Annotated in this window: 25 protein-coding genes; 19 read left to right on the top strand and 6 right to left on the bottom strand. The window is 44.6% G+C overall.

What is annotated here, in order from left to right:
* Positions 1–3: 3 nt before the first annotated feature.
* The 6 genes from BLT53_RS18360 (at position 4) to BLT53_RS18390 (ending at position 5,190) form a co-directional block, all read left to right on the top strand.
* The gene (locus BLT53_RS18360) at positions 4–666 is read left to right on the top strand and encodes a 5-bromo-4-chloroindolyl phosphate hydrolysis family protein (protein WP_090237247.1); all 663 of its coding nucleotides are present in this window, start codon (positions 4–6) and stop codon (positions 664–666) included.
* A complete protein-coding gene (locus BLT53_RS18365; protein ID WP_090237249.1) occupies positions 656–1,834 on the top strand; it encodes a toxic anion resistance protein in 1,179 nt (392 codons plus the stop codon). The genes BLT53_RS18360 and BLT53_RS18365 overlap by 11 nt, the downstream gene beginning before the upstream one ends.
* 213 nt (positions 1,835–2,047) lie before the next feature.
* Entirely contained in the window at positions 2,048–2,572 is a 525-nt protein-coding gene (locus tag BLT53_RS18370; RefSeq protein WP_244520503.1) for an RNA polymerase sigma factor, read from the top strand.
* On the top strand, positions 2,565–3,422 hold the full coding sequence (locus BLT53_RS18375) for a DUF4179 domain-containing protein (protein ID WP_090237251.1): 858 nt from the start codon (positions 2,565–2,567) through the stop codon (positions 3,420–3,422). The genes BLT53_RS18370 and BLT53_RS18375 overlap by 8 nt, the downstream gene beginning before the upstream one ends.
* 524 nt (positions 3,423–3,946) lie before the next feature.
* On the top strand, positions 3,947–4,129 hold the full coding sequence (locus tag BLT53_RS18385; RefSeq protein ID WP_139168436.1) for a hypothetical protein: 183 nt from the start codon (positions 3,947–3,949) through the stop codon (positions 4,127–4,129).
* Positions 4,130–4,317: 188 nt separating this feature from the next.
* Positions 4,318–5,190, top strand: a complete 873-nt coding sequence (locus BLT53_RS18390; protein ID WP_090237255.1) for a cation diffusion facilitator family transporter — start codon at positions 4,318–4,320, stop codon at positions 5,188–5,190.
* A 39-nt stretch (positions 5,191–5,229) separates the two neighbouring features.
* On the opposite strand, the gene BLT53_RS18395 is transcribed toward BLT53_RS18390, so the two are convergent.
* On the bottom strand, positions 5,230–7,671 hold the full coding sequence (locus BLT53_RS18395; RefSeq protein ID WP_090237257.1) for an SH3 domain-containing protein: 2,442 nt from the start codon (positions 7,669–7,671) through the stop codon (positions 5,230–5,232).
* Between the two features lie 239 nt (positions 7,672–7,910).
* Here BLT53_RS18395 and BLT53_RS18400 point away from each other — a divergent pair, with 239 nt between their 5' ends.
* A complete protein-coding gene (locus tag BLT53_RS18400; RefSeq protein WP_090237258.1) occupies positions 7,911–9,470 on the top strand; it encodes a fatty acid--CoA ligase in 1,560 nt (519 codons plus the stop codon).
* Positions 9,471–9,508: 38 nt separating this feature from the next.
* Here the strand turns inward: BLT53_RS18400 and BLT53_RS18405 are convergent, their stop codons facing one another.
* From BLT53_RS18405 to BLT53_RS18425, 5 genes are read right to left on the bottom strand one after another with little or no spacing between them, the layout of a single operon-like run.
* A complete protein-coding gene (locus BLT53_RS18405; RefSeq protein WP_090237260.1) occupies positions 9,509–9,973 on the bottom strand; it encodes a CBS domain-containing protein in 465 nt (154 codons plus the stop codon).
* A gap of 56 nt (positions 9,974–10,029) precedes the next feature.
* Positions 10,030–10,449, bottom strand: coding sequence for a hypothetical protein (locus BLT53_RS18410; RefSeq protein WP_090237262.1), 420 nt, complete (start codon positions 10,447–10,449; stop codon positions 10,030–10,032).
* A 10-nt stretch (positions 10,450–10,459) separates the two neighbouring features.
* The gene (locus BLT53_RS18415; protein ID WP_090237264.1) at positions 10,460–10,987 is read right to left on the bottom strand and encodes an NAD(P)H-dependent oxidoreductase; all 528 of its coding nucleotides are present in this window, start codon (positions 10,985–10,987) and stop codon (positions 10,460–10,462) included.
* A gap of 31 nt (positions 10,988–11,018) precedes the next feature.
* A complete protein-coding gene (locus BLT53_RS18420) occupies positions 11,019–12,638 on the bottom strand; it encodes a DHA2 family efflux MFS transporter permease subunit (RefSeq protein WP_090237266.1) in 1,620 nt (539 codons plus the stop codon).
* 43 nt (positions 12,639–12,681) lie between these two features.
* Positions 12,682–13,320, bottom strand: coding sequence for a biotin/lipoyl-containing protein (locus BLT53_RS18425; protein ID WP_090237267.1), 639 nt, complete (start codon positions 13,318–13,320; stop codon positions 12,682–12,684).
* 232 nt (positions 13,321–13,552) lie between these two features.
* On the opposite strand from BLT53_RS18425, the gene BLT53_RS18430 reads away from it, so the two are divergent.
* The 12 genes from BLT53_RS18430 (at position 13,553) to BLT53_RS18485 (ending at position 24,628) form a co-directional block, all read left to right on the top strand.
* Positions 13,553–14,005, top strand: a complete 453-nt coding sequence (locus BLT53_RS18430) for a MarR family winged helix-turn-helix transcriptional regulator (protein WP_090237269.1) — start codon at positions 13,553–13,555, stop codon at positions 14,003–14,005.
* A 48-nt stretch (positions 14,006–14,053) separates the two neighbouring features.
* Entirely contained in the window at positions 14,054–14,473 is a 420-nt protein-coding gene (locus tag BLT53_RS18435; protein WP_090237270.1) for a MarR family winged helix-turn-helix transcriptional regulator, read from the top strand.
* Positions 14,474–14,575: 102 nt separating this feature from the next.
* On the top strand, positions 14,576–15,283 hold the full coding sequence (gene pssA, locus BLT53_RS18440; protein ID WP_090237272.1) for a CDP-diacylglycerol--serine O-phosphatidyltransferase: 708 nt from the start codon (positions 14,576–14,578) through the stop codon (positions 15,281–15,283).
* A 334-nt stretch (positions 15,284–15,617) separates the two neighbouring features.
* Positions 15,618–16,304, top strand: a complete 687-nt coding sequence (locus tag BLT53_RS18445; protein WP_244520515.1) for a TetR/AcrR family transcriptional regulator — start codon at positions 15,618–15,620, stop codon at positions 16,302–16,304.
* 15 nt (positions 16,305–16,319) lie between these two features.
* Positions 16,320–17,237: an ABC transporter ATP-binding protein gene (locus BLT53_RS18450; RefSeq protein WP_090237273.1), complete on the top strand. Its 918-nt coding sequence runs from the start codon at positions 16,320–16,322 to the stop codon at positions 17,235–17,237.
* The gene (locus BLT53_RS18455; protein WP_090237275.1) at positions 17,212–18,009 is read left to right on the top strand and encodes an ABC transporter permease subunit; all 798 of its coding nucleotides are present in this window, start codon (positions 17,212–17,214) and stop codon (positions 18,007–18,009) included. Before BLT53_RS18450 ends, BLT53_RS18455 begins: the two co-directional genes overlap by 26 nt.
* Before the next feature lie 24 nt (positions 18,010–18,033).
* Entirely contained in the window at positions 18,034–18,828 is a 795-nt protein-coding gene (locus BLT53_RS18460) for an ABC transporter permease subunit (RefSeq protein WP_090237556.1), read from the top strand.
* A 369-nt stretch (positions 18,829–19,197) separates the two neighbouring features.
* A complete protein-coding gene (locus BLT53_RS18465) occupies positions 19,198–20,154 on the top strand; it encodes a 3-hydroxyacyl-CoA dehydrogenase family protein (RefSeq protein WP_211516929.1) in 957 nt (318 codons plus the stop codon).
* Complete coding sequence (locus BLT53_RS18470) at positions 20,151–20,912, top strand: SDR family NAD(P)-dependent oxidoreductase (RefSeq protein WP_090237278.1); 762 nt, start codon at positions 20,151–20,153, stop codon at positions 20,910–20,912. The genes BLT53_RS18465 and BLT53_RS18470 overlap by 4 nt, the downstream gene beginning before the upstream one ends.
* Positions 20,913–20,957: 45 nt before the next feature.
* Positions 20,958–22,247, top strand: a complete 1,290-nt coding sequence (gene hisD, locus BLT53_RS18475; protein WP_090237279.1) for a histidinol dehydrogenase — start codon at positions 20,958–20,960, stop codon at positions 22,245–22,247.
* 40 nt (positions 22,248–22,287) lie between these two features.
* The gene (locus BLT53_RS18480; RefSeq protein WP_244520504.1) at positions 22,288–23,289 is read left to right on the top strand and encodes a LacI family DNA-binding transcriptional regulator; all 1,002 of its coding nucleotides are present in this window, start codon (positions 22,288–22,290) and stop codon (positions 23,287–23,289) included.
* 28 nt (positions 23,290–23,317) lie between these two features.
* Positions 23,318–24,628 carry a GntP family permease gene (locus BLT53_RS18485; RefSeq protein ID WP_090237282.1) on the top strand — a complete coding sequence of 437 codons (1,311 nt, stop codon included), beginning with the start codon at positions 23,318–23,320 and terminating at the stop codon, positions 24,626–24,628.
* The last annotated feature ends 9 nt before the right edge of the window (positions 24,629–24,637 follow it).

Raw genomic sequence — 24,637 nt, forward strand, 5'->3', positions numbered from 1 at the left:
GACATGAACGGATTTTTAGGTTTTGTCGTAAAAATCATCAGCGGCTTTAATACCATGGCCATTGTATGGCTGCTGTCCTTCTTTGCCTTCGACCAATCCTTTTGGCTTTCAAGCGGTTTGGCCATCGGCGGCGGGGTGGCTGGTTATTTGCTGGCATCGATGCTTTGGAATTGGCGATTGCTGAAAAAACATCAACTCACCCGGGGTGAATATAAGTACATTCAAAAAAATTTACGAGAAGCCAAACCAAAAATTCACCGGCTGCAAAAGACCCTGTTTTCCATTCGTGATATTCCCACGTTAAAGCAGAGATTTGAGCTGACGAAGGTTACGAGAAAAATATACAGTATGACAAAAAGGGAGCCAAGACGCTTTTTTCAAGGCGAGAGATTCTTCTTCTCCCATTTGGATTCTGCGGTTGAACTGACAGAGAAGTATGCGTTTTTGTCCAGCCAGCCAAAGAAAAGCTGGGAAATTCAGGAGTCTCTTTCCCAAACAAGAAGGACGTTAAAAGAGCTTACCGAATACATTGAAGAGGACTTGTATCATATGCTTTCGGATGACATGGAAGAACTGAATTTTGAGCTGGATGTAGCACGGCATTCCATGAAAATGCTGAAAGAAACCAAATTAGAAACGAAAGCAGGAGATTATCATGAGCGATAATACATCACCTCTCTATAATCAGGACGATAAATTGGATATTATGGACGACCTGCTCGCGGACCCGTTCGGTGAAACGCCAAAGGTTCCTGAGGTTCAGCAGGAACCTTCGGCCACACAGCGGAAATTAATCGATGTGCTTCCGGAGGAGAACAAAGCAAAAGCATATCAGCTGGCTCAGCAGATCGACCCGAAAAATCATCAGGCAATGATCACCTATGGCTCGCCTGCCCAGTCGAAGCTTTTGTCGTTCTCGAACACGATGCTCGACCAGGTGAAAAAGCAGGATGTCGGACAAGTTGGCGAGATCATTAATGATCTGATGAAGAAATTGAGCAATGTCAATCCGGAAGAACTGCAATCCAACAAGCCTTCATTGTTTGGCAGGGTGTTCGGCAAGATTTCTGGATCGGTCCAGGAGGTGCTGTCCAAGTATCAAAAGACAGGAGCCCAGATCGATCGCATCGGTGTAAAACTCGACAGCAGTAAAAATGTACTGCTGGCCGATATCGCCATGCTGGAGAAGCTGTATGACCATAACAAAGAGTATTTTCAAGCGTTAAATGTCTACATTGCAGCTGGGGAGCTGAAGCTTGAGGAAATCAATACTAAGGTGATCCCTGCACTCCGTAAAGAAGCGAAAGACACGAATGACCAGATGAAATATCAGGAAGTCAATGATATGGTGCAATTTGCAGACAGACTGGACAAACGGCTTCACGACCTGAAGCTGAGCCGCGAAATCACCATTCAGAGTGCTCCGCAAATCCGCCTCATTCAAAACACAAACCAGGCACTTGTGGAAAAGATCCAGTCTTCGATCATGACGGCGATTCCGCTCTGGAAAAACCAGGTAGCAATTGCGCTTACTCTACTTCGCCAGCGGAGTGCCGTGGAAGCTCAGAAAAAGGTTGCCAAAACGACCAACGATCTGCTGCTGAAAAATGCGGAAATGCTTAAAGCCAACACGCTCGAGACCGCCCGCGAAAATGAACGGGGCCTTGTTGATATCGAGACGCTGAAGAAGACGCAGGAAAACCTCATGTCCACCCTGGAGGAAACACTCAAAATTCAGGAGGAAGGCCGTCACAAGCGCCGATTGGCTGAAAATGAGCTGGCCCAGATGGAGACCGGCCTGAGACACAAGCTCTTGGAAATCAAAGGACAATAAGATTGCGATGAAAGACCATCACGTTCATACGTGATGGTCTTTTTTTGTTGCATTCCTTTTTTAGTCCACAGAATGCCCGGAAAACTGTAAAACCCACCCGAATCACGATCCACTGAATCTCTCCATAAACATTTTTTTCCTGAAACTAAAACTTTTCTTCGAGTTCTTAGTCTAATATATACAACAGAGAAAGAAAAAGGGGGATCACGGCATTTGAAACCGGAGGAACAGTGGGTTTTGGACGCAATCAAAGGGGACGGAGAGGCGTTTATGAAACTCATGAAACTATTCAAGCTGGATTTGTATAAAACCGCCCTGTCATATCTCCATAATGAGGAAGAAGCGCTGGAAGCCATACAGGAGGTTACGTACCGTGCCTATAAACATCTTCGCAGCATGAAGCAGCCTGCCTATTTTAAAACATGGTTGATCCGTATTATGATCAATTATTGCAATGACCAGTTGAAAAACAACATACGCATAACGGTAAATGCTGAACTATTACAATCTTATGGCATATCGGAAAATCATACGGTGATGGAGCTGAAGGATGCCATGCAGGGGCTCGACGAGCGTTCAAGGGAGATACTAACATTAAAATATTTTCACGATCTGAAGATAAAAGAAATCGCACAAGCTTTGCAATGTCCGGAAGGAACGGTGAAGACCTGGCTTAATAAGGCGCTGAAAATGCTGCGGGACAGGTTGGATGAGAAGGGAGGGAGCTTGAATGTATAGCAAGGAAGAAGAGCGGTTATTGAAACTGAAAAAGCAGTATGATGATGTGGAAATCTCCATGGATGCACTCGACGAAGCCATTTTTGCCGGATTCCAAAAGGCAAAATCCGAAGAGAAAATCGGGATTAAAAAGAAGCGCTGGATGTATAGCATGGCCGTGGCTGCTGTCCTTCTTATCGGGTTATTCTGGTCCATTCGGTTCTCTCCTGTATTTGCGGACTATATGATTAACATCCCCGGTATGGAAAATATCGTTGAATTACTTAGAGAGGATAAAGGGCGCATGGCAGCCGTTGAAAATAAATATTACCAGGAAATTGATGTTTCGCAAGAAAAAAACGGACTGAAGGTAACGATCGATGGAGCCATTGCTGATGAAGAAGGCATGGTGTTGTTTTATACCCTTCATTCTGATAGGAAACTTAAAGAAGCTACAATAAAGGAAGTTAATCTTAAAAGCAGAGAAGGGGAGCAGCTGAAAGAGTCATTCAGAATGTTTGGGGAACCTCATTATTCACAGGAAGGGAAGAAACAATATAGCGGGGAGATCGAGTATTTCTTTGACAAACCAATTACATCCAAAAAGTATGAAATCAAATTGAAGGTAACAGGAAGCCATAAATTGAATGAAGACTTTAAACTCGCATTTCATTTACCAAAGGAGTTAAAAAAGAAGAAAGTGATTCATCTCAATAAGATGGTAGAGATCGCAGGACAGAAAATTAAATTTGAACGGGCGGATGTATATCCTTTACGTGTGGCTGTGAAAGTAAAAATGCCAGAAACAAATACAAAACGTATATTGGCGTTTGAAGACTTACGGCTGGTTGATGAAAATGGAGAGTCATGAGGGCGAATTGCGGATGGTATTACCGCCAGTTTAATCTCAAATGATGAGAAAATTATTTATCTGCAAAGCAACTACTTCCGGACGCCAAAAAAATTATATTTAAAGTTAAATAAGGTACAAACGATTGATAAAAATTCAAAGTTAATTGTTGATACAGAAAAAGAAAAGATTATCAATCAGCCAAAGGGGAGTGTTTTTTCCCATTTAAAAGTTAAAAAGAATAGTCTTTCCTTTCAGATGTATACGGAAAAACCTTTTCATGCTTTTCCGTTTGGTGAGGTTTGTGATGGCAACGGGAAACAAATAAAAAAGAGAACATTTTATTGGGAAGGCCAGAATCCTGAAACCAAACTCAGCCTTCAAGGAATTTCAATTAAAGATGTTAAACAGTATAAAAATCCTATATCTATTGATTTTTCTTTTTTTCCGGAATGGATCCACGGTGACGCAAAAATCCGTATCCGATAGATGGGCAATGAATCTTTTTTCTGATATATTCGTAATATTGGAAAAAGGAGGAAGGTTTGTTGTTGCCAGTCGGTGCAGTAATTTTAGCATTGTTATTTGGTGTGTTTGATTATTGGATATTCCATGATGAGTCCAAGCGGTATTCGTTTTACAAAAAATTAACGAAAAAGCAGAAGGTGCTAATTGCTGTGGTTGCTGTTGTGGTGTTAGCTTCAGTGGATTATTTCTGGTTGTTCTAATTTTATTTACTACGAAGCAGCCCAGGGTTTCCAAAACCTCGGGCTTTCTTTTGGTCACAAACATTTCCTTAGACCAACACTTTTTTAGGTGTGTTGCTTTTATACCAGAACCCAAAAACGTTGCTATAGACCCACCCGGATTGCACCTGCTACGATATTTATGAAAAAGAATTCGGGGGATGGCTATTATGGATGAGCAGCGCTATCAAAACTTGAAATTGGGAGAAAGAGGGGCAGTTATCAGTATTGCGGCTTACATTTGTTTGTCCGTTCTGAAGCTGGCCATCAGTTACTTCAGCCATTCGGAAGCTTTAAGAGCTGACGGATTAAACAATGTGACGGATATCATCGCTTCACTCGCCGTATTGATTGGGCTAAAATTATCCCGCAAGCCGCCGGACAAAGATCATCCATACGGCCACTGGAAAAGTGAAACGATCGCTTCGTTAACGGCTTCGTTTATTATGGCAGCGGTTGGGCTCCAGGTATTATTTGAAGCTGTTTCCTCCATGTTTTCAGGTGTAAAGGAATCCCCGGATTTAATAGCCGGCTGGACGGGACTTTTCTGTGCGGCTGTTATGTATTTTGTGTATCGGTATAACCATGCCCTGGCAAAAAAAATTAACAGTTCTGCCGTTAATGCAGCAGCAAAAGATAATCTTTCCGATGCATGGGTGAGTATCGGAAGTGCAATGGGGATCTTTGGCTCCCAATTGAACCTGCCATGGCTGGACCCGCTTACTGCTTTAATTGTTAGCATATTGATTTGTAAAACCGCATGGGATATTTTCAAAGACGCATCCCATCAACTTTCTGACGGGTTCGATGAAAATCTGATTAGCTCCTATCGTGAGACGATTCAAAACGTGGAGGGGGTAAAAGGAGTCAAGGAAATCAAGGCCAGGAACTACGGCAATAATGCGGTCGTCGATATTGTGATATTTGTAAAATCGACACTCGATATCAAGGCTGCTCACGACATATCAACCATTGTGGAAAAAACGCTTGTGAAAAAGCATGACGTCTATAACGTGCATGTTCATGTTGAGCCAAATTCATAAAAAAAGGGACATCTCCGATAAAGAGAGTCCCTTTTGTTTTTACTGTTTTTGTGCATAAACCGGTACTTCCATGATGATTTTATAGGAGGACAAGAGACTGTAAAGATTGTGCATTTGCGTGGTCTGTTTAACCGCCCATCCGATATCTGTTGCATATTGATGGGCAGCTTTTCCGCTGGTTGACGCAGCAAGCGGATTCCATCTCATTTTGTAGAGCGTGTCTTGCTCCGCCTGAATGTAATCCTGAGAGATGAATTTTGCGCCGCCAATGATCGCGGCTTCCGGTGTAAACCATCCTTCTGCATAAGCTTTTGCAGCTCCCTTGTTGATTGGATCGCTGTCCACCGCACCGATACCATACATGTTATAGACCGTTCTTCCGTTGTATTGAACGCCTGTTGCGAGCTTTGAGATTCCGTTTCCGGTTTCGAGCAGCGCATGAGAAATCAGGTAGATTTCATTGATACGGTAGGTTTCCCCTGCTGTGATAAAAGCTGCGGCTTGTCCCTGGAGAATACCTTTACCGGTGAGAATGCGTTGATTGACCTCATCGGCATTCAAACTGGCTGATTGTGAAAGCTTAATAAACTGATACGATTTTACAGGATCATTTTTAAAATTATTGGAATCCATATAGTACTTCACGTCATCCGGGCTGGCATTGGCCCACGTTTTATAGGCGACCTGATACCAAGTTTTCCCATCTGTTCCTTTGACACTGCCAAGAACCTTTAGCTTGGTTCCGTTGTTCACTGTGCCAAGGGACCAAAATCCTGTTCCGGCACCGTTTCTCACATTCCAGTTATCCCCTATCACTGTGGCGGTTGTTCCTGAGACGGTCACTGCATTCTGATGAATATAGTTTTTATATAGATCGGTTTGCGGGCTGACTTTCATCTGCATGTCCACCATTTCATCAAGGGTTCTGCCATAGAGTGCTTCATAATCTGAAGAAGGTACAGTATCTCCTTTTACGGTAAGGTAGGAAGAGCTGACATAGCCGGTTTTTCCATTGGCATCAACCTTGGCCCATCCGTTTTCTTCAGAGAGCACTTTTACTGCTGTATCATGCGCCAGCTGAAGCACAACGGAATATGAGGTTGCTGGGCCAGATCTCATATTCAGGGTGTCCGCAGTGACAAACATAACTACTGAAACAGGTTCAGGAGCAGGAGTCGGTTTGGGAGCCGGAACTGGAGCAGGCTCAGGTTTTGGAGCAGGTGAAGTCGGAGCGGGCACTGGCTTTGGAGCCGGAGCTGCCGGTTTTTTATCAGTGAGGTATTTTACACTGACGTAGCCGTCCTTACCGCTTGCTTTTACCTTTGCCCAGCCGTTTGCTTCAGAGTAGACATCAACCGGTGATCCGTCCTTTAGTACCGAAACGACTGCCGAATCCATAGATGCACTTTTTCTCAGGTTCAAATTTCCGCCGGATAATGTTACATATTTGGTTGTTGGTTTAGTTGCCGCCGGAGCAGGTGCGGGTTTTGGAGCCGGTTTTTTATCGGTAAGATATTTCACACTGACGTAACCATCCTTGCCGCCTGCTTTTACTTTCGCCCAACCGTTGGTTACGGCGTAGACATCAACGGTTGATCCGTTCTTTAGCACCATCACCACTGCCGATCCGGTAGATGCGCTTTTGCGCAGGTTCAGGTTTCCGCCCATCACGTAATGGGTTGTGAATTTGGGTGCTGCTGATTGTGGTTTGCTGACGACTGGCTTTTTGCCAGAAAGATTTTTACTGCTGACATAGCCGTCTTTACCATTGGCTTTAATTTTCGACCACCCTTTCGACTCGGAATAGACCGTAACGGCCAAACCGTTTTTAAGTGTGGTGACAATTGCTGAGGTCGAAGATGCGCTTTTGTATACTTTCAGGGTTCCGCCTGAGCTGACCACTGAATATTTCGTGACTGGCTTCGGAGCTGAAGGTTTGGGAACTGCAACGACCGGTTTTTTTGCTGTTAAGTACTTAAGGCTGACGTAGCCGTCTTTGCCATTGGCCTTAATTTTTGCCCACCCGTTGGTTTCGGAATAGACGGTAACCGATAGTCCATTTTTCAGGGTTGTGACAACGGATGAAGCGGTGGTGGCACTTTTTCTCAAGTTAAGATTCCCGCCTGAACCCACTGTAACATATTTGGTTGTTGTTTTTGGAGCCGCAGCTGCCTTGGCGGCTGAAGGCTTTGAAGCTGTTAGATACTTTGAACTGACATATCCCAGCTTGTTGTTATATTTTAGTCTGGCCCAACCTTTGCTTTCGGAATAGACGATGACTTTGTTGCCTTTAACCAGCTTTCCGATAATGGCCGCTTTTGCAGAGGCGCTTTTGCGCAAATTCAGACTGGACGTTGCACTGACATTCACATATTTCGTTTTTGCTTCCTGAGCGGATACTGCATCCGCATGAAGACTTTGATATAAGGCAGCTGTAGTAAGTACAGCGAAACATATCCCCGGAATAAATGATTTTTTCATTTCCCTCTCCTCTATCCATGAAATGTATTTAGAATTTTGAATCTATGAAGTTTATCGGCTGGGAGAGGAAAAGTTTTATTACAATCAGTTAATAATTTATAAAAATAATTTTTGATGATGAAATTCAAGGGTTTTCGGTATTTCTGGGGAAGTAGTACATATCAGAAAAAAGACTATCACCATTTGCGATCATATATGCAGGGCTTGTTTCTACACTGAAACGTGGGAGGAAGAACGATATGTATCCAACAATTGGAAAGCTGTTTGATCAGACCGTTAAAAAGTATCCGAAGAAAGAAGCACTTGTGGATGTGTCACAGGGGAAAAGATGGTCGTACGAAGAATGGAATCAATATGTAAACCGGGTGGCCCAGGCCATTATGTCATCCGGTGTGAGAAAGGGAGATATTGTTTCGGTTTTCATGTACAATACGAGTGAGTTTGCGACGGTTTACTTTGCGTGCGCCAAAATTGGTGCCGTATTGAACCCGATTAACTTTCGATTAAAGTCAGGCGAAGTATCGTACATTCTTAACGATTCGAATCCTGTTCTTTTTATTTATGAAAAAGCGCTGGAAGATGAGGTTAAGCTCCTGTTTGATGAGTTTCCGCTTGTGTCGTTCTGGTCGACCAGCGAAGATGTGCCAGATCAGGCAATAAGCTTCCATGATCGGGTTAAGTCCGCAGGGGCTGTAGAACCTGGAGTGGAGCTTGATGAGAATGATCTTTATGCGATTATGTATACGAGCGGAACCACGGGTAAGCCAAAGGGAGTCATGCACAGGCATCGTGACATGATCGAGCAGAGCCTGACCTGCATGCAGGCGTTGCAGCTCAGGCCGTCGGACAGGGGCTTAACTGCAGCCCCGATGTTTCACTGTGCAGAGCTGCATTGCGCATTTTTGCCGCGCGTACATAATGGGTGCACTACGGTAATTCTTCACCATTTTGACGCGAAAAAAGTGCTTGAAACGATCGAGCGTGAAAGAATTACCGTAATGTTTGGGGCACCCACGATGTGGAACATGATGCTGCAGGAGAACCTGAGTGATTATAACCTTTCAACCATGCGATTTGGTCTCTACGGTGGTGCTTCGATGGCGCCGGTTCTTGTACGGGCCTTGGGGGAGAAAATAGGGATACATCTGGTTCAGGCGTATGGCATGACAGAAATGGGTCCGGCCATCTCCTTTTTATTTGAGGATGAACAGGAGACCAAAGCTGGTTCTGCGGGAAAAGCTTGTTTCAATCATGAGATGCGGGTGGTACGGCCGGGAAGCACCGGTCCGTCTGATCCTGATGACATTCTCCCGCCAGGAGAGCCGGGCGAAATTATTGTCAGGGGACCTGGTGTGATGAAGGGCTATTACAGGAGAGTTGACGCGACAGAGCGTGCCCTTTATAAGGGGTGGTACCATAGCGGGGACATCGGGTATATGGATGAGGACGGCTATTTATTTGTCTCGGACCGTATGGACGATATGATTGTCAGCGGTGGGGAGAACATTTATCCCCGGGAAGTGGAAGATGTGCTGTATGAACATGAAGGCGTTCTGGATGTTGCGGTGCTTGGGGCACCTGATGACAAGTGGGGAGAACAGGTGACTGCTATTGTGGTCAAAAAGGACGAAAACCTGACGGAGCTGGAACTCGATGAGTTTTGCCGGAACAGCAGGAAACTGGCCGATTACAAACGTCCGCGCAAATTTATATTTGTACCGGAGATGCCAAGAAATGCAAGCGGAAAAATCCAGAAGTATTTGCTCCGTAACACCTATACCGAACTGCCTGCACAATAAAAAAACAGTCCCCTGCAAGGGACTGCTGACGTGTGTTTTTATAACTGTCTAAGTATGGTCTGTTCAATCTTTCGAATTACATCTCCCCGGCTGATTACACCGACCACACGTTTCTCCTCGTTTACCACCGGCAGTTTTTTAAAGTGATGCTTTGCCAGCAGCTGAAGGACTTTTTCCATTTCATCCTCTGGAGAAACGGTGATCAGACCGTTCCGCTTGGCAATTTTAATGACGCTGACTTCTCCGAGTTCTTTTAGGAATTGCTCCAATTCTTGTTTTTGCTCATAAATGACAAAGGTGAAAAAATCATAGATCTGACGTTCGCGCGGTTTGATGGCGCGCAGGATATCGCCGTCCGAAACCATGCCCAGCAGTTTTCCTTGATCATCGACAATAGGCATACCGCCAATTTTCTTGTGAACAATTAGGCTCATGACATCCTGAAGGGTATCGTCTGGTTTTGCAGTAATGACATTTGAAATCATGAATTCTTTTACTTTCATAAGGCACCTCGTATCATATTGATTAAAAAAAGATGGATGAAAAGCCATAGAAGATTCTATGGCTTTTCATTATCCCGTTTTTGCTGCATGGATTTCAGTGCGTTACGGTAATCATTGTCCTTCATGGACAGTTTCTCCTTTGGCTCAGCAGGAGCAGCAGGAGAAGGTTTGGTTTTTAATTTTTGCAGCGCTTTGCGGTATTCATCGTCACCCATGGAATTGGGATCTTTTTCAGGCGATTGTGCGCTGCCCTTTGGTGATGATGGAGAAGCCGGCTCTTGCTCTTGATGCTGATCAACAGCTGCTGACGTTTCTTCCCTGAGAAAATCCCCAACAGGCTTATCTGTGTTTGGAGACTGTTTCGGCTCTTCGACAGGAGAATCCTCTTTATTGCGGGATGAAAACGCCCTCGTGTTAATCACAATCAAAACAACAATCAAGATCACGGCAACTGCAATCAGTAAAATCGGGAGCATTTTTCATCACCTACCGTTCTGTAAATTGTCGTGCTACTGTAGCTACACGTTCTCCCAATGCCCGGCCAAGTGCCTGGTCATCCTCTGTAATAAGTTCATTCCCTTCAATCGGGCATGTTATTCCTACTCCATAATACGAACCATACAGCGCGTTTTCAGGAATATTGCCAGGAAGTCCTGCAATGATCATCCCCTGATGAAGCATCGGTGTGATCAAATTAAGCAGTGTGGCTTCCAGACCACCGTGTGTGGTCGCTGTGGTACAAAACACAGCACCGACTTTATTGATTAATTTTCCTTCGGCCCATAAATAGCCAAGTTTATCAATCCAGGTTTTTAATCCTGAGCTTATGGTGCCAAAATGTCCGGGGCAACCCCAGATGATGGCATCCATTTCGGGAAGGGTATAGACATCTGCTTCATCTACATGCTGTAGATAAACAGTGGCTCCTTCTACCTGCTCTGCTCCGCGCGCAATCGCTTCTGCAAGAGATTTAGTATGTCCGCCTTCACTATCATAGACTACACATATTTTCATCAAACATTCCTCCATTTAGTAAAGTAATGCGTCAGGATACGTTTTTAGGTGCCGGCAGCAGAAGAACTTCTTCCTTCTTCTGTTCAGGGGCTGATACATTGGCTTTATCCTTACGTACGTCACGAAGGAACAGGCTCAACACAAGACCGATTGCCGATATAACGGTAGCCCAGATAAACGCATCATTAATGCCGGCAATACTTGACTGTTGGCTTGCTTTTCCGGCCAGAATCTGCACAGCTTGTGACTGTGCCTGTGAGACAGGCAAATGCAAGGTCGTTGCTACTTTTTGTACAAATTCATGGAAGGATGCCATAAAGAACGGATCGGCTGTGTTCATTGCACCTTCCATTTCATTCACGTGAAACGTTGTACGGTTTGTAAAAATGGTTGTGATCAAGCTGATTCCGATGGATCCGCTGACCTGACGGAGCGTATTCGACATGGACGTACCGTGGCTGCTCAAATGTTTCGGCAGCTGATTCAAACCAGCCGTCATAATCGGCATCATCAGGAATGACATGCCGAACATTCGGAACATGTAAAGAACCACAATAAATGTATATGTTGTGTCCATTGTTAACTTCGTAAAATAATACGTTGTTGCAGTTGTAATCGCCATACCGAAGATGGCCAGAGGGCGGGGCCCTACTTTATCAAAAAGAGTACCTGAAACAGGGGACATGACCAGCATAATCAATGCACCCGGCAGCAAAAGCAGACCGGAATCCAATGGAGAATATCCACGGATGGTTTGCAGATAGATTGGAAGCAGGAACATCCCTGAAAACAAGCTGATTGTTAAAACGACGTTAATAACACTGGATAGTGAAAAGATGCTGTATTTGAAAATGCGCATATCCAGCAATGGTTTTTCGATGCGAAGCTGTCGAATAACAAAAATCGCCAGCAAGACCGCACCTGCAATCATGGTTGAAAGTACTACAGCATCATCCCAGCCGTCATTTCCAGCTTCACTGAAACCGTAAAGCAACAGCGCCATTCCGGCCAGTGATGTAACGACGGATGGTGCATCCACCTTTACTTTCTTGGCAGGCTGAATGTCTTTCAGGCTGAAAAAGGCAAATATCAGAACAATAGCTCCCAGAGGAACCATTCCTGTGAAAAGAAGATGCCAGTCATAATTTTGTACAACCCAACCGGAAAGGGTTGGACCAACGGCCGGAGCGAACATCATGGCAAGACCAAAGATACCCATACCTCGGCCACGGATTTCAGGCGGGAAGATAAACAGAATGATGGTCATGACGAGCGGAGCGAGAACACCACCGCCCACCGCCTGTATTAAACGACCGATTAACATGACCGGAAAACCTGTAGCTATACCGCAAATCAATGAACCCAGGGTGAAACAAAACATCGCAAATAAAAACAGCCGCCGAACCGCAAATCGTTCAATCAAGAACGGTGATAATGGAATAAGCGCTCCGTTGACGAGCATGTAGCCGGTCAATAACCATTGCGCCGTGTTGGCTGAAACACCGAATTCCGTAATCAAGTGGGGAATGGCCACGTTCAGCAATGTCTGATTCAGGATGGCAAGGAACAATCCGACCATGAGGATGACCAGCAAAGGAATATATCTTTTGATTCCATGTGCGTCTTGGGGTTGTTGTAATTCATCTGTCATTCATTCTTCCTCCTTTCTTCGGAAGTAGTAAGTTAATTAATGATTAGTTCTTGGAAATTTTAACTTCAGCGTTCATTCCAGGTAAAACTTTGTTGGAAGAATTCGTAATAGAAATTTTAACCGGTACAGTTTGTGTTACTTTAGTATAATTGCCGTCATCATTGGATTTTGGCATTAAAGAAAATAGAGAGTTGGTTGCATAACCAATTTTTTCAACGCTTCCGTCAATGGTGGTATCGTTATCGCCATCTACAGTAACGTCGACTTGGTCGCCTTCCTCGATATCTTTTAGTTCATCTTCCTTAATATTAGCAATCACATAAAGTGAATCCATGTCTACTTCGCTTGCTAGTGTTTGGCCAGCTTGAACCATTTGGTCGTTGTTGGCTTGTTTTTTGATAATGGTTCCATCAGCTGGAGTTTTGACGGACATTGATTTTTCAGCTCCGGAAACTTTTCCCAGCTCATCATCCTTGGAAACCTTTTTTCCTTCTTCAAGATTAAATCCAGAAAGTTTTCCGTCGGCAGGAGCTGTGATCGTATGAAGATCACCTGATACTTTAGCGTTATCGGTTTTCACATAGTTGTTGTTTTGAACATAGTAGTACGCTCCTCCTGCAATTAAAGCAAGTACCACAATAAATGCAACGATGTTGGTCATGAGCAATCGGCCTCTTGACATTTAGTTTTCCTCCTTAATGGTTAATGTTGTTAACTGTGTCGCACAATTAACTATTTATGAGATATACCTTTTCCTCAAAGTTTTACTTTTTTGCAAAGATACTTTATGATAAAGGTATTGTCTAAGTAAACACTTTACCACAAAGAAATGATGGGCACAATAAATATATACTTTAAATTTTTGGTGTAATTTTATCATCACATTGAACAAAGGAAGGCAAAGGGGAAAGGGTATGGACGAACAAATGCAAAAGAAGATTAATGAGCTGGACAAGATCAAAGATACCTTCTTTCAATTGCGGCGTGCATTTATTGAAGACCAAATGAAGGAGTTCTCATATAGCTTAACCGCAACTAAATACTCTGTACTGAAAATGCTCTTTGAGAACCATAAGTGCATGGTTGTTGATATATCGAACAAGATGGGGCTGACTTCCGGGGCCACGACCACACTTCTTAACCAGCTGGAGAAGGATAAGCTGATTGAACGGATGCGTGATGCAAACGACAGGCGTGTGGTGTGGATTGTTCTGTCAGAGGATGGCAAAGAACTGATAGAAACCATCTTGGGAAAAAGGGACTATTTTTGGATGGAGATGCTTTCCACGCTGGAAAAGGAAGAGCAGGAAGAATATATTCGATTGTTAAAAAAAATAGAAGCAGGCATCCGCGCGAAGGTCAAGTAAGCTTCGGCTTCAGCCATTATCTGCTTCAAAAGCAAGGAGATCTTTTATATGAAAACCAGAGGACGGCTCGTACAGGATTTAGTGATAAGTTACCGGAATCAGACCAAGAAGATCAGGTCTTGTTTTCATCCGCTGCTCAAAGACTATATCCCTTATAATGAATATGCAGTGCTTAAAGTATTGAACTGCTTTGGTGATCAGATGGTATCTGAAATTGCGGATCATCTGCATGTGACCAACAGCCACATCTCTGTTACGAGTGATAAACTGATCAACCGCAGACTAGTGAAACGGACCCACAGCAGTGAAGACCGCAGAATCGTCTATCTGTCCATCACCTTTGAAGGAAAACAGATGGCGGAGAAAATGGAAGAAGTACTGCAGGGTTTTTATGAAAAAACATTTGAAGGATTGACAGAAGAAGAAATGGAAACGTTTATTTCCTTATTAAACAAAATAAAAATGTAATGGAAGTAGGAAATTAGCCGTATAGTATAGGAAAAGGAATTGTAAATTCCATGAAATGCATTAGTATAGAAGGGTATAGTTTACATACAAAGGACGTGCTACATGAAGAAGCATATACCCAATTTGCTTACGCTCGGAAACCTTTATTGCGGCTTTTTTTCGATCGGCTATATTATTGACGGCGACAGTAAAAACGCAACCATCCTGATTTTTATTGCGATTATGCTTGATGCGGTGGATGGCAGGGTAGCCAGAATTCTCGGAGTAACCAATGAGATGGGGAAGGAATTGGATTCCCTTGCAGACGTGGTTTCTTTCGGGGTCGCTCCGGCGTTTTTAGCGGCCCATACGTATTTGGCGGACTTCCATTATATTTATGGTGTAGCGATGGCGGGCATATTTCCTGTCTTTGGGGCGTACCGGCTCGCACGTTTCAATGTAACCTCATCAGAGGAATCAATGAAACGATTTACCGGCATTCCGATTACCCTCGCAGGTGCAATTGTTACATTCCTGGTACTGTTCGTAAAAACCATTCCGTTATGGGTATTTCTTCTTGCCTTTTACGGATTGGCTGTTCTGATGGTCAGTACCCTTAAGATACCGAGCTTTAAAAACATCAAGCTGCCCAAAAACGGTGTTATTGTTACTCTGTTCTTATTCTATATGTTCTATCTTTTGGCAAAAGCGAGATTTGAAAAAGTTCCTGTATTTTTCTATGTGGCCCTCGCCATTTACATGCTGTTCATCATCATCCGCTTCATCCGGGTAAAAGAACCAAAACTCCCGAGATGGAAGCGTGGAAGATAACATGAAAACACCCATTCTTTAAAAAAGGATGGGTGTTTTTTTGCTTTTAGAAAGTTGTTTGATTGAAGTACAGCACTTAACAGGATCTCCATTGAACGTTGATTGGAGTGGAAGGTGCGGGATCCTCGAAAATGAACACCGCATTTTCTTCGTGCGATGTCTTGCTGCCGCAGCGTTCCTTGTCCTGCTGAAGCCTGACATGTGAGTCTAGGTGGCGCTTGCGCCAATGGGCTCACCGTACGCCCCACGGAAAGCGAGCGTCCTGGAGCGGAAATAACTGCTCCCAGCTGCGGGGAATGGGGAAAATCATGTCGAAAAGATATTGTTGACCAGAGTGGTCAATCGGCATATACTGACGTTGACCGAAGTGGTCAATGAAAAAATGAAAGAAGTGCTGCTCTTGAATTCTAAATTTTTCAGTCTCGATGACGAGAAGCAAATCAAAATTTTAAATGCCGCCATAAAAGTATATGTACAAAAGGGTTATGACCATGCATCGACCAATGAAATTGTGAAGGAGGCGGGCATATCGAAAGGACTGCTGTTTCATTATTTCAAGAACAAGAAAACGCTCTACCTGTTTTTATTTGACCACTGTGTAAAGGTCGTCATGGAGGATTTTTATAAAAAAACGGTTATGGGGGAGCCCGACTTCTTTAAAAGGCTTAATGACATGACGCTGATCAAAATAGAACTGCTTCAAACATATCCCGATATTTTTCGCTTTTTTGAAAGGGTGATGCTGGAGGAGTCGGAGCAGATTCGAAGCGACTTTCAAAGCAGGATTAAGGAATTCTCAGCAAGCAGCTCAACGTGGCTGTTTGACGGGATCGACCATTCCCGGTTCCGGGAAGACCTGGACCTCGAGAAAGCAATAAAAAGTATGATGTGGACGTTCCAGGGGCTAAGTGAAGAATACTTGATGAAAGCGAAAATGAAACAGCAGGAACTGGATTATGATGAGGTGTTTGCTGAATCGAAAGCTTATATAGAAATGTTTAAACAAGCATTTTATAAATGACGGGAGGCTGCTTCCATGAACGTGATCGAACTGAATCAGTTAACCAAACGATATGGCCAGTCAAGAGGAATTGAGGACATTACGTTTTCTGTGAAGGAAGGGGAGATCTTTGGTTTCATTGGCCCCAATGGTGCAGGCAAGTCCACTACGCTACGAACCCTGTTGTCCATCATTTACCCGACGAGCGGAAGTGCATCCATTTTCGGAAAGGATGTTGTAGCGTACGGCCCTGAAATTAAAAAACAAATTGGATATTTACCGTCGGAGGTCTTTTATTACGACAAGATGAAGGTAAAGGACCTTCTCCATTACTCGGCCAGCTTTTACAAAAAGGACTGTAAAAAGCGAATCCATGAATTGGCAGAGAGAATGGATCTCGATCTGAACAAACGAATTGATGACCTGTCTTATGGAAATCGAAAGAAGGTAGGGATCGTTCAAGGATTGCTGCACGGACCGAAGCTGATTATTTTGGATGAACCAACAGGCGGACTGGATCCATTAATGCAGCAAACGTTCTTTGAACTATTAAAAGAAGAAAACCAGAAAGGAGCCACCATTCTCTTTTCTTCCCACATCCTCAGTGAAGTGCAAAAGATGTGTGACCGTGTCGCCATTATTAAGGAAGGAAAACTCATCACGGTTGAAAAAATCAGCACTCTGAAGGAAAGAAACCACAAGAAAATCAGAATTGAAACCAGAGTGCCTGTTGATGCCGGGCTGTTTGCAATGGATGGGGTGACGAAAATTGAAAGTGAAGAGGGAAACCGGATCAGCTTTTTATACAGCGGGGATATCAATCTGATCATGAGGAGACTTGCGGAAGTACAGCTTGTCAATTTGTGGGTGGATGAACCCGATCTGGAAGAGATTTTTCTTCACTATTATGAAAAGGAGGATGTTCAAGATGAACATGTTCCGGCACGAGCTTAGGGAGAACCGGCGCTCCATGATGATCTGGACCTTTTCGCTTGCGGCGGTAACGGTTTTATTTTTCTCGATGTATCCGTCCATTGAAAAGGATGGAGATCAATTTATCAAGGTGCTTCAAAATTATCCGGAGGGTGTTTTGAAGGCATTGGGTGTACAGATCAACAGCATCACCTCTCTTCTTGGATTTTACTCCTATTTCTTCTTATATATCATGCTGTGCGGTGCCATTCAGGCCATGAACCTGGGAATTGGAATCTTGTCAAAGGAAGGGAGCGGGAAAACGGCGGAGTTTATTTTAACCAAACCAGTGACTCGGGGGGGGATTATTATCTCCAAACTATTTGCTGTGCTGGCGATCCTGGTAATCACTAACCTGGTCTTTCTTGTGGTTTCCTATGCGATGGCTAGGGCAGTAGCCGTAAATGACTTTGATATTCGTGCCTTTTTTCTGATATCAGCCGCTAATTTTTTTGTGCAGCTTATGTTTGCGGCGCTTGGTTTTTTTGTCTCTGTCTTATTTCTAAGAATTCGTTCGGTTCTTCCGGTATCACTCGGTGTGGTTTTTGCCTTTTTTATCATCGGTATGTTCGGCTCGGTCATCGGCGATAAAGCCTCCCGTTATTTCACACCGTTCAAGTATTTTAATCTGCCTTATATTATGAAGCATTCAGCATATGAACCCTTGTATCTGGGCATTGGAGCAGCAATCATTGCCGTGAGTGTTGGAGCGGGCTGCCTTCTGTTTATAAAAAAAGACTTCCACGGGGCGTAGGTGGATTTAAAAGAGGTGAAAACGGTGAATATCTTTTGGAGAGAGTTGGGGAATAGTAGGAAATCCATGATCTTGTGGGGTGTTGGCCTTCTTTTTATAGTTGTGTCCGGCATGAGCAAATATGACACGATGAAAAGCACCGGCCGGTCCGTGAACGAGATCTTTGGAGCGATGCCGAAATCGCTGCAGGCCATTTTTGGATTGACTTCGCTGGATTTAACCACCATCACAGGGTATTTTGGAATGCTGTTTTCCTATCTGGTTCTTATGGCTGCCATTCATGCTGTGCTGCTTGGCTCCACGATGATTGCAAAAGAAGAGCGGGATAATACGTCTGAATTTTTGATGGCCAAACCGGTATCCCGAACGCGGATTATTGCCTCTAAGCTTGCCGCTTCTCTCGTTCTGCTTTTCCTTTTTAACCTTGTGACATACGGTTTATCGGCCGGGATGGTGAATTACTATGAACCTTCAGCAGGCTTAAGTGGGATTGGAAGATTGATGATAGGGATGTTGATCTTGCAGATGATTTTTCTGTCAGTGGGAATGGCAGTGGCTGCTGTCAGCCGCCGTCCCAGAATGACAGTATCCATATCGACAGGCCTTCTTGTCTTCACATATATTTTATCGATAGCGATTGAACTGAACGACAAGCTGGATGCCCTGCGGTATATCACGCCTTTTAAATATTTTGAAGCTGAAAAGCTCGTGGGCGATACAGGGTTCAAAGGAGTGTATATCGGATTGTCCGCCGTTATCATTCTGGGTGCTGTCACCCTGGCATTTGTGGCTTACCAGAAGAGAGATTTGAAGATATAAAAAAGGATGTTTTTTGCCGGAAAACAGCTGAATGCAGTTTTTTTCTTATATGTCACAAAAGAAGCAGTGGTTAGGAAAGTCTGTAAGCGTAAAATAATGAGTTCAAAACCATGTGGTAAGGGAAATACAGGCAGAAATGGAGAACTTACTGTCTGCCGCCCTTTATATTAAAAATCTTTTAATCTCGTAAACGTTTGTACAATCCTCGATGACAAGGAACCAAGCAAAAAAGAAATGCAAGAATAATGGACACATGGTGTTCATTATTCTTTTTTTAAAATAAAAGCGTTTACATTTTTCGCGAATTCCGTTAAAATGAATTTTGCATACGTATTCAAAAACGAGATTATTCAGAAAGTTGGTGATTACGTGGAAAATTTAACGGTTCTTGGCTGTGGTACGATGGGACATTCCATTGCGTTAAATGCCGCATGGGCAGGAATGGATGTGACCCTTCAGGGGATCGATGAACAAAACTGTGAGACAGGCTGGAAAAGCCTTGTGAGGAAGCTGAATGTTCTTGTGGACCATGGTTTGTTCAGTGGCTTGGAGGCTCAGCAAATCAGAGACCGCATCACCATGGCCATGTCCATCGAAGAGGCAGTCAAAGGTGCAACCTTTGTCATTGAAGCCGTCCCTGAAAACCTTGAATTAAAAAAATCATTGTTTACCAGACTTGATGCTTTGTGTGGTGAACATGTTATCCTTGCCAGCAATACTTCCGGCTTAAGTCCGACTTCAATTGCTTCAGAAATACGTCTGCCAGAGAGGGTTGTCGTTACTCATTTTTGGAATCCGGCTCATTTGATTCCCCTTGTTGAGGTGGTGCGTGGAGAAAATACGAACGATGACACGGTAAAACGCAGCTTTGATCTTTTAAACGAGATGAAGAAGAAACCGATTGAAGTCAAAAAGGAATTGCCGGGCTTTATTGGCAACCGGCTTCAATATGCGTTGTTCCGTGAGGCGCAGTATCTCCTGGAAACAGGCGCTGCCTCCAAAGAAGACATAGATGCGGCGGTCACCTACAGCATTGGCCGCAGGCTCCCGGTCACCGGTCCCCTGCAGTCAGCAGACCTTGGTGGTTTGGATGTATTTTCTTCGATCTCCGACTATTTATTCAGCGATTTATCCTCTGCCGAAGAATCGCTTCCTGTTTTAAAAGAACTGGTGAAAAAGGAAAAACTCGGCGAGAAAACGGGGGAAGGGTTTTACAAGTGGGATGAGCCGTTTTCAGAGGAGATTCAGCTGAAACGTGAAAAAGAACTTATCCGTTACTTGAAAGAAGATCTGGCAGCTGATCATGTGATGGGAGGCCAATCATGAAATATTTTCCGGACCTTGAAGGCAAAGCGGTCCTTGTGACTGGGGGCGGAAAAGGAATTGGAAGGGATATTGCGCTGGCGTTTGCAGAGCATGGAGCAAACGTTGTGATCGTCGGGCGTAATGAAAAGGATTTGGCTGAAACCACACAAGCATTGAAACAGCACCAAACCCAATGTTCCTACATTACCGGTGATTTAAGTGCGGTGGATGAAGTCCATCGGGTGGTTGATTATGCAGCTGCAGAATTGGGAACCCTCGATATCCTGATCAACAATGCTGGTATTAATATCGCCAAACCGGCTCTTGAAGTGACCGAGGAGGACTGGGATCGTATTCAGGATATTAACCTGAAGGGCGCATTCTTTTGCAGTCAGGCAGCAGCAAAAATCATGTTGCCAAAAAAAGAGGGAAAGATTGTGAACATCGCCTCCCAAATGGCCTTTGTCGGGTATTTCAACCGTGCGGCCTATTGTGCGAGCAAGGGCGGTATGGTGCAGATGACGAAGGCGCTGGCTGTGGAATGGGCACAGCATAAGATTAATGTGAATGCGGTCGCTCCAACGTTTATCGAGACAGAGATGACCGGAAAAATGTTCAGGGATGAAGCTTTCAAGGAAGACGTGCTTCGCCGGATTCCGCTCGGTGGACTGGCGGAACCTTCGGATATATCAAACGCTGCATTATACCTTTCATCAAACGTCTCAAAGTTTGTGACGGGAGAAACGATCAAAGTAGATGGCGGCTGGACAGCCATATGATTTTTTGCATACGTATTCAAAAATAGAAAAGGAGAGAAAAATAACATGGCATACTTTTTAAAAGAAGGAAAATCCAATCAGGAAGTACAAGAAGCGGATTCCAAAGTAAGGGACGCCGTAAGCTCAGTTATTAAAAACGTGGAAGAAAACGGAGACAAGGCAGTTCGCGAGCTATCCGAAAAGTTTGACAAGTGGTCACCGGAGTCTTTCCGCTTAAGTGAACAGGAAATTCAGGAGATCGTAAACAGTGTGCCTTCTCAGGTGATTGAGGATATTAAATTCGCACAAGCACAGATCCGCAATTTTGCCCAAAAGCAAAAGGAATCCCTTCAGGATCTTGAAGTGGAAACACTGCCTGGCGTTGTGCTGGGCCACAAGAACATTCCGGTGAACAGCGTGGGCTGCTACATTCCAGGCGGACGTTACCCAATGGTTGCTTCCTCCCACATGAGTGTTCTTACAGCAAAAGTGGCGGGCGTCAAACGGGTAATTGCCTGCACACCTCCTATTAAAGGAGAAATCCCTGCAGCAACTGTGGCAGCGATGCATTTGGCAGGAGCAAATGAAATCTATCTTCTTGGTGGCATCCAGGCGATGGCGGCAATGGCGATCGGTACGGAAACCATTGAACCGGTGGATATGATTGTAGGACCGGGTAATGCATTTGTTGCGGAAGCGAAACGCCAGTTGTTCGGAAGAGTGGGGATTGACTTGTTCGCCGGACCAACAGAAACACTTGTTATTGCTGACGAAACGGCGGATGCAGAAATGATCGCGACGGATATGCTTGGACAGGCTGAACATGGACCAACATCTCCAAGCGCTTTGATTACGACGTCTGAAACATTGGCCAGAGAAACACTGGAGGAAGTAGAACGCCAGCTGCAGATTCTCCCGACAGCTGATATTGCCAGTGTATCCTGGAACGATTATGGCTCCGTTATCGTTGTTGACTCTCTTGAAGAAGCCGTTGTTGAAGCGGATAAATTGGCGTATGAGCATGTCGAAGTGCTGACAGAAGACCCGAACTACTTTTTAGAGAACATGACCAACTTCGGAGCGCTTTTCCTTGGTAAGGAAACCAATGTGGCTTACGGGGACAAAGTGATCGGCACCAACCACACATTGCCGACCAAAAAGGCCGCGCGCTATACCGGCGGCTTGTGGGTAGGGAAGTTCCTCAAGACATGCACCTATCAGCGGGTGACACCTGAAGCGAGTGCAGAGATCGGGGAATATGCATCACGGCTTTGTGAGCTGGAAGGATTCATGGGTCACAAAGCGCAGGCAGATTTACGTGTGAAACGCTATGGCAAAGATAAAGCAAAAATCTGATATAATCTTTTCTGTCTAGATCGGCAGGAGGAATACTATTTTGAATAAAAAAGTGACAGCGATGGATGTCGCCCGGTTGGCAGGAGTCTCCCAATCGAGCGTCTCCAGAGCGTTTAGTAAAAATGCGAGCATTTCAAATAAAAAAAGAAAATTGATCCTGGATGCAGCTGAGAAGCTGGGGTATCAGCCCAATGCGATCGCCAGAGGGCTGATAACCAATCAATCAAGAATTATTGGCATTGTAATGCGTGATGTGCAAAACCCATTCTATCCAGAGGTGCTTGAGAAATTTTACAGCAGGCTGTCGGAAGAAGGGTATCAGATCATGTTCATCAATTCCCAGAATGATGAAATCCAGGAACATGAAGTGAGCCAGCTGATTGAGTATAGTGTGGAAGGCGTGATCATCACTGACGCCCTTTTAACCTCAGCCGCGGTTCAAAAACTCAATCGAAATGGCATTTCTGTTGTGCTGTTTAACCGCTATATTAGCGATTCTATGAGTAATGCCGTCATCTGCAACAACTTTTCGGCAGGTCAGAAGATCGGTCAATACCTTTTGGACACCGGTCACCGGCATTTGGGATTCATCTCCGGGCCGGCTAATACGTCCACATCCCTGGACAGGAGCAGGGGATTCATGGATACACTGCAAAAGCATGGCATCGAATTCATCCCGATGGAGGATGGCAGCTTCACGTATCAGGGCGGGTTTGCTGCAGCAAAAAATTTGATGAAGCATCATGATGAAATTGATGCGTTGTTTTGCGCGAACGATATTATGGCATTCGGTGCCATTGATTATTTGACTACCGCCGGATACCGGATTCCTGAAGATATCTCGGTTATTGGATTTGATAATGTGAAAATGGCGGACTGGTCATCCTATACGCTGACCACCTGGCAGCAGCCGGTGGATGAAATGATTCATCAGGCGGTAAAACTTATGCTGGAAGATATTAATGGACAGCAGGAAGAACCGGAAATGAATTTTGTGGACGGATGCCTCATAGAACGTGCTTCGGTTAAAGACAGACGCTGACAGGCCAAGTCTTTACGGGAGGTAAGTTATGCTTAGTATGATTGGTTTGATTGGCGGGCTTGCGCTGTTGATTCTGCTTACCATGATTGGAATGAATTTATTGGTTGCAGGGCCGCTATCTGCATTTATTGTAGCGATTACGAGCGGGTTGCCGCTTTTCCCGCAGCTTGCAGGTAAAAATGAACCAGATTTTGTGACAAACTATATGGGTGGATTTACTGGGTTTATCGCGTCCTGGTACTTTATGTTTTTAATCGGCGCCATTTTCGGCAAACTGATGGAAGACAGCGGAGCCGCGGACAGCATCTCCAAATGGGTGACCGACCGGATTGGTGTAAAGAAGGCGGCGCTTGCTGTTGTTATTGCCTGCGCGGTGCTCACATACGGGGGAGTTAGTCTTTTTGTTGTTGCGTTTTCCGTTTATCCCATGGCATTAAGCCTTTTTAAAGAAGCAGATCTGCCGAGGCGGTTTATCCCTGCTGCTCTCGGATTTGGCTCCACGACGTTTACCATGACCAGTGCGGGTTCACCAGAAATCCAAAACTGGATTCCCATTGAATTTTTGGGAACGACACCTTATGCAGGGTGGCAGGTAAGCTTGGTTGTAGCTGTGTTTATGATGATTTTTGGTTACTGGTGGCTTAAAAAAATGATTAAAAAAGCCATCTCTCGCGGGGAACGTTTCGAATCCCGGGAGACTGATTCTACTCAAGTGCGTGAGAAGCTGCCTAATCCTTATCTAAGCTGCATTCCTTTGCTTATTGTACTGGGTATTTCGTTTTCGCTTCATAAGTCTCTTGCGCAGTCCTCATTAATTATTGCTCTGCTGGGAGGATGTATTTCGGTTTACCTTATTAATCGAAAGTACTTTATCAATTTTTCGAAAGCGGTTACAGAAGGTACAATCGGCGCGATTATCGCCATATCCAATACCGCAGCAGTTGTCGGTTTTGGAGGAGTCGCCAAAGCCACCCCTGCATTTTCACACGTGGTGGATGCAATGACGAATATCCCGGGAAGCCCGCTCATTGGCGGAGCGATCGCGGTTTGTATTATAGCCGGTCTTACAGGATCTTCATCCGGAGGACAGAGCATCGCCCTGCCTCTTTTGGCCCCTCATTATCTCGATATGGGCGTCAATCCTGACGCACTTCACCGGGTGGCCGCTATTTCTTCCGGATCTTTGGACTCCCTTCCTCAAGGGGGCTATGTGGTTACGACCATCCGGGCGATTGCCGGTGAAAAACATAAGGACGCCTACCCGGCTTTTGGAGCCTTGACGGTTGTTGTTCCCCTGCTTGGAGTAATATTGGCAGTTATGTTATTTGTAATTTTTTAACAGTTAAAG

This window comes from Fictibacillus solisalsi, from assembly GCF_900103485.1.
GTDB classification, from domain to species: Bacteria; Bacillota; Bacilli; order Bacillales; family Fictibacillaceae; genus Fictibacillus_C; species Fictibacillus_C solisalsi.